Annotated in this window: 5 protein-coding genes; all 5 read right to left on the bottom strand. The window is 47.3% G+C overall.

All coding sequences use genetic code 11. From position 1 onward, the window contains the following. Positions 1-181: 181 nt before the first annotated feature. Genes ABT56_RS04010 through ABT56_RS03990 form a run of 5 tightly spaced genes read right to left on the bottom strand, consistent with a single transcriptional unit; the run spans position 182 to position 6,714 of the window. A complete protein-coding gene (locus ABT56_RS04010) occupies positions 182-2,002 on the bottom strand; it encodes an extracellular solute-binding protein (RefSeq protein WP_047877580.1) in 1,821 nt (606 codons plus the stop codon). A 43-nt stretch (positions 2,003-2,045) separates the two neighbouring features. After that, positions 2,046-2,882, bottom strand: a complete 837-nt coding sequence (locus tag ABT56_RS04005) for an ABC transporter ATP-binding protein (RefSeq protein WP_084722149.1) — start codon at positions 2,880-2,882, stop codon at positions 2,046-2,048. Positions 2,883-2,905: 23 nt separating this feature from the next. Then, the gene (locus ABT56_RS04000; protein ID WP_084722148.1) at positions 2,906-3,772 is read right to left on the bottom strand and encodes an ABC transporter ATP-binding protein; all 867 of its coding nucleotides are present in this window, start codon (positions 3,770-3,772) and stop codon (positions 2,906-2,908) included. A gap of 15 nt (positions 3,773-3,787) precedes the next feature. Then, the gene (locus ABT56_RS03995) at positions 3,788-5,641 is read right to left on the bottom strand and encodes an extracellular solute-binding protein (RefSeq protein WP_047877579.1); all 1,854 of its coding nucleotides are present in this window, start codon (positions 5,639-5,641) and stop codon (positions 3,788-3,790) included. Positions 5,642-5,667: 26 nt separating this feature from the next. Further along, positions 5,668-6,714 (bottom strand): ABC transporter permease, encoded by a 1,047-nt coding sequence (locus tag ABT56_RS03990; protein ID WP_047877578.1) that lies wholly within the window; start codon positions 6,712-6,714, stop codon positions 5,668-5,670. Position 6,715: the final 1 nt, after the last annotated feature.

The following is a 6,715-nucleotide window of genomic DNA, read 5'->3' as shown; positions in this document are numbered from 1 at the left end:
CGTTGTCCGTGTCAGTGAGGCGGCATTATAGAGACTTCGAGCGCACTGGCAATACCCAAAATGAAATAAATTCAACGAAACAAACCAAACGAACAATAAACAACCAAAAGTGTTTAATCAGTATAAAAAACAACAGGCGCAGCGATACGCTACACCTGTTGTTTGAACGATATAATAGGATTTACGGCTTGTATCGCTTATCCACCACCGTCACAGGCTCGAACGCTTGCCCCTTCTTAACCGCCTTCAACGTTGCCTTCTTCACATCCTGATCTATCCAATAGACGCCGAAATCATCCAACCGACCGATAGTAAACAGCGCTTCGGTCTTCTTCTGCATCGGATTGGCCGGATATTTCATCCAACGCCAGTAACCCTCTCGAATATACGGAGACATCACACCAGGTACGATTACTGTCGCATCATGAACCTGCTGCTGAATTTCACGAGACAACCTTTCTTTTTCGCTCGTCGAAAAGACACTACGGTATTGCATAATCAACACATCCAACTCAGGCGTACTATAGTTGGTAAAATTATTGTTCTGAGGCTTGCCTGCATTTGCGCTGTGGAAATACTCCCAATACTGTGGGCGGGGGGCGGTTCCCATGCTGTGATAAGATATCTCATGCTTTTTCTCAAGCACGTACTTAAATGCCGACGAACCATCCACGAGATTCATGGTCAACTCCAAGCCGGCCGCCTTCGCTTGCTCTTTCAAATATGCCAATCGCGGGGTGACAATCTGGTGACTATAGGTCACAGCAAAACTCAAACGCTGACCTTTAGCATTGCTCCTGATCCCATCGCTGCCAACATGAGTAAAACCAGCTAATTCAAACGACTTAATTGCCGACGCAATATCAAAAGGCAGAGGAGATAAATCCGTATTCGTAAATGCCCCCTGACCAATACCTAGCCCATTAGGCTTACGGCTATAATCCCCGCGGAAAATATTTTCATTCAAGCCATCTACATTCAATGACAGCGCAATACCCTTACGCACATTGATATCATCAAGCATCGGCCTGGCGGTATTCAGCCAAAAACTTCCGGCTCCGATCTCCATCTGGTTATATCCCCAAAACTTATGGATATAACCTTTCTTGAAAGGTTCAGACTGACTCTTGTCATACCAAAGCTCTGCACGCCCCAGCCTATAGATATCAAGATCGCCCTTTTCAAAGTGCTTAAATGCAATGTCGTTATCACGGATCACTTTGATACGCACTTTTTCTACATTATAGCGATTCTGGTAATACCGGTTACTGTACCCCCACCAATCCTCGCCGACATGCAGCATGGTAATCGACTTACCTTTCTTGATTTTGCCAACGTAATAAGCCCCCATTGTAGGCTCTGGCTTAAAGTTAAATCGGCGGACAAAATTATCATCGACGCCATCGTTATTCTTATCTGCTCTCGGCTTGAGAAAATGTTCGGCGCGTGGTTTCAGGCGGTGCGTAAAGTATAAAAGCGCATCATGATCCATTTCCTTACTGAATACGATTTCAACGGTATGATCATCAAGCGCATCAATGCGTTCAATTTGCGTGCTGTAATAGGTATTGAACCACGGATCAATAATGTCTTTCGAGCGATAGAGCTTAAGCATATAGCTAAAATCTGACGCTTTCAGGGGCTTGCTGTCTGACCATTTCGCCGCTGGATTCAATTTCAGATAAATAGTCTTATCATCGTCCCCAAAAGCCCAGTGAGTAGCAATATCAGGGATGTATTTGAGCGTATCAGGATGGCGCTGCAGCAATTGTGGCTGCTTATCTAACAACCACACCCGAAATGCCCCATTTCCATCAGGACCAACCGTCCGAAATGTTTGGGGGAAACTAGCGATGGAGGTACGCAATGTCCCACCGAACTTCGCCTCTGGAGATGCAAATAACGGCTCATCATTATTGGTCAACCATTCCACATCATCTGGCAAGGCGGACCATGCAACGACGGGGAACAGCAGAGTTGTCGCTAATAACGTCCTTTTCATCTTTTCTCCTTCCTGTTGAAAGCCTGATTTTTATTATTTGCTGTTAAGCGACATTGGGCTTATTTTCCAGACGTCGTTTACGCTTGCGGTTTTTCGGGTGGGTGATCGGTATCGCCGACAACAAGGTCTTGGTGTAATCCGCTTGAGGATTGCTGTAAATCTCCTGAGCAGGTCCCATCTCGACAATTTTGCCAAAATACATAACAGCAACACGATCAGAGATATGCTTCACCACCGACAGATCATGAGAGATAAAGATAATAGCCAGATTCATCTCTTTTTGGAGTTGTAGCAAAAGATTTAGGATTTGCGCTTGCACCGAAACATCCAAGGCCGATACCGACTCATCACAGATCAATAATTTGGGTTTTAATGCAATCGCACGGGCGATACCTATCCGCTGTCGCTGGCCACCGGAGAACTCATGGGGATAACGATTAGCCGCTTCAGCAGGAAGGCCAACCTTGACCAGCAGTTCTTCCACCCACTGCTTGCGCTCTGTCGATGTACCAATTTTATGAATCACAAAAGGCTCTTCAAGAATCATACCTACGGTATGGCGCTGGTTCAGAGACTCCATCGGATCCTGAAAAACGATTTGAAGATCCTTTCGCAAAGGACGCATCTCTTTTGTCGACAAGCCTGTAATATCTTTGCCTTCAAAATAGATCTTGCCCTCCGTCGGTTCATACAATTTGAGGATCGTCCGTCCCAATGTGCTTTTTCCACAGCCTGATTCACCAACCAGCCCTAATGTTTCTCCCTGGGCGACAGAAAACGAAACCCCGTCGACAGCTTTAACTGTATAGCCTTTTTTAAATAATCCTTTACCCGAGACAAAGTGCTGCTTGAGGTTCTCAATCCTTAATAGCTCTGTCATTACATCCTCCCTCTGTCACTAGGCTATCCCTTGAATTCCGGAAACAAGGTGGTATCAATCGGTTTTATTTCTATTGGTTGCTTTGGCTGGCTGTCCAAACTTGGCATCAATCCCATCAACCTCTCGGTATACGGATGCTTGGGGCTATCAAAAAGATCAAAAATATCCGCATATTCCACCACTTTACCGCCATACATCACAGCCACATCATCACAAATCTCGGCAACAACGCCCAAGTCATGGGTAATGAAAATCACCGACATCCCAGTTTCCTCCTGCAACTCATCTATCAGTTCCAAGATAGAAGCCTGAACGGTCACGTCCAGCGCAGTCGTCGGCTCATCACAAATAAGTATGTCAGGTTTGCACGCCAGTGCCATCGCAATCATCACCCGCTGGCGCATCCCCCCGGACAAATTATGCGGATACTCCTTCAGCCTTTTTTCCGGCATAGGAATTTTGACTTTCTTGAGCATATCGAGCGAATACTCGTCACGCTGGGCCTTATCCAAATCAGGGCGATGCAGCTCGAGGACTTCATTAATCTGGCGACCAACCGTATGGACCGGGTTCAGTGCCGTCATCGGATCTTGGAAAATCATCGAAATACGGTCGCCACGCATGGCGTACATTTCCTCGGCGGGCAATGTCACCAGATCTGTTCCTCGATAAAGGATCTGCCCTCCGACAACTCGCCCATAGGGCTTGGGTAGCAACCCCATGATTGACATGGATGTCACGCTCTTACCGCATCCCGACTCACCAACAATCCCAAGAGTACGTCCTTTGCGTACGTCGAAGGTGACTCCATGCAGGATCTTTACCACACCATCATCGGTGGTAAATTCCGTTTCTAAATCCCGCACGCTCAAAATGATATCGTCCTGCATCTTTCCTCTCCTACTCTACGGCTTGTAGGTATCGTCAACGACAACAACCGGCTCAAACGTCTTCCCTTTTTTCATGGCCGACTTCGTTTCTTTTTTTACATCCAGATCAATCCAGTACGTACCCAACGTCAAATACAGAGAATTCGAAAACAGATAGTGGGTCTCCTTTGTCATCGCGGGCGTCGGGAACTTCATCCAGCGCCAATAAGCTTCGCGGGTGAACGGGGCCATATAACCAGGAACGACCAAAAAGGCATCCGCACTCATTTTCTGGATATCATGGGAAATTGCCTGCTTTTTCTTGGTATCAAACTCAGCAAGGTATGCCGCAATCTTCTCGTCCATCTCTGCCGAACGGTAATTGGTATGATTATTGGTTTGAGGCTTGGCATTGGATGAGTGCAAATACTCCCAGTAAGCCGGGATCTTGCCTCCCGACATGGTCAAATATGCCAGCTCATGCTTCTTCTCGAGAATATATTTAAACGCCGACGAACCATCGACCAAATTGAGGGTCAATTCCAATCCGGCTTGCTTGGCCTGCTCTTTCAAATATGCCACACGCGGGGTGCGGGCAGGGCTGCTATAGGTAACTGAAAATGTCAGGCGTTCGCCTTTACCGTTCAGACGGATTCCGTCAGCACCAATCTGGGTAAATCCCGCCTTTTCAAAATAACGAATTGCTTTTTGCGGCGCGAAAGGCGGCGGTGTCAAATTGCTCAGGCCATAGTCACCGTAGCCAGTGCCGAAACCATGCGGTTTACGAAGGTAATCGCCGCGCAATACATTTTTGATCAAGCCATCGAAGTCGGTCGCATAGGTGATCCCGCGACGGACGTTGATGTCGCCCAGCAGGGGGGTGGCGGTGTTCATCCACAAACCTCCGGCGCCCTGCACCACTTGGTTGTAGCCCCAGACTTTATGGATGTAGCCGTTCTGATAAGGTTCCGTATTGGATTTTTCATGCCACAGATCCGGCAAAACCAACATAAAGCTGTCCAAATCACCTTTTTCAAAGTGCTTGTTAGCTATATCCATATCCCGGATAACACGGATTCGGATCTTATCTACGTTGTACCGATGCTGGTAATATTTATTGCTGTACCCCCACCAGTCTTTCCCTACGTGCTTAAACGTAATGCTTTTGCCTTTCTTCACCTTATCGAGATAGTACGGCCCGGTTGTCGGCTCAGCCTTGAAGTTGTATTTTCGAACGAAATTATCATCAATACCGTCGTTATTCTCATCCTTGCCGACCTTAAAGAAATGCTCTGGACGAGGCTGCAAGCCATTGCTCGGCAAGTTGATCATATACATCAACTCATCATGGCTTTTTGCTACCTTGGCGCGGATCACTATGGTGTGATCATCTATTTTCTCAATAGTATCGATATGGTTGGTAAAAAAGTCGTTGTACCAAGGGTCGATGATGTCTTTCGAACGGTAGTACTTGAGCATAAACAGGTAGTCATCGGCCGTTACCCTCTCGCCGTCCGACCACGTCGCATTAGGGTCAAGCTTGAAATATACCGTTTTGTGGTCATCACCAAACGCCCAAGCCAAGGCCAACTGCGGGATCCATTTGCCGGTGATAGGGTGACTATGGGCAAGCTTGGGGACTTCATCCATAAAATAATGGCGCAAGCCCGAGTTGGCATCTGGCCCTACACTGCGAAGCGTCTGGGGAAAACTCCTCATATATGTACGGTAAGTACCGCCGCGTTTGGCCTCTGGCGAAGCAAACAAAGGCTCATCAAGGTTCGAGATCCAAGTCAAATCTGACGGTAATGCGGAGGAAAAGACTGACGGACTCAAAGTCACCATTGCGATTGCTAGCGCTGCAACCGTATGTTTATTGTTATTATTCATAATTACATCCTTGTCTCGCTGAGCTATTAAACATAGCGGGTAAATTTCTTCGGATCGAAAGCCGCACGAATAGCTTCGCCTATAAAAGTCACCATCACCAAAACCAATACAATCGATGCAACGACCGAAGAAACAATCCACGGCGAATCAAGGTTCGACTTACCCTGTTGGAGCAACTCCCCCCAGCTCGGTGTCGGTGGCATCAACCCCAAACCGAGATAGTCCAATGCCGTTAGCGCGGTAATATTGGCTGCAATAGTGAACGGTGCCAGTGTCACAATCATAACCATGGTATTGGGCAATATATGATTGAACAGAATGCGACCTGTCGATGCCCCCAAAGCCTTGGCAGCCATCACGTACTCACGGGCAGATTCCTTATAGGTCATAGTCCGCATGTACCACGTCATTCCCATCCATCCAAACAAGACATTGATGGCGACAAACAACGTAAATGTCGGCTGGGTAATGGACACCAAAATCATGATCACATACAGGAAAGGCACCATTGACCACACTTCGATAAGACGCTGGACAAAAAGATCAAACTTACCGCCGAAAAAGCCCATCGCACACCCTACCGCCGTACCGATAGCATACGAAATCGCCATGGTGAGCAAGGCAAACCCCATTGCGGTACGAAAGCCATAGACAAGTCGAGCAAGAATATCGCGACCAATAACATCCGTACCCAAATAGTGCTTATCCGCCGCACTCGGCGGGTTAGGCGGATAACTGCCTGACGAAAAATCCTGTTCATACGGATTCCAAGGCACTAACGGCATAATGACGTAGTTATCGCCATCTTCCTTGGCAAAGGTTTGTTGCAGGGCACGATAATCAGCCTCGCTCGCCGACGCCTGGCCGAACTCACTGCCGAAGCGGACCCCAGTAAGAACAGGAAAGCTATACTCACCGTTATACTTCACTACCAATGCCTTGCTGTTGATGAGCAATTCGGCAAAAAGAGACAACACCAGCAACACAGACAAAATCAGGAATGACCAATAGCCGCGTTTGATTTCTTTGAAGCGTTTAATCTTCTTCAGGGTAAGTGGATTAAGATTCAGCATG

Origin of the sequence: Photobacterium aquae, assembly GCF_001029445.1 — a bacterium.
Lineage (GTDB): Bacteria > Pseudomonadota > Gammaproteobacteria > Enterobacterales > Vibrionaceae > Photobacterium > Photobacterium aquae.
Note: the sequence above shows the minus strand (reverse complement) of the source record. Positions and strands in the feature narration are given on the sequence as shown.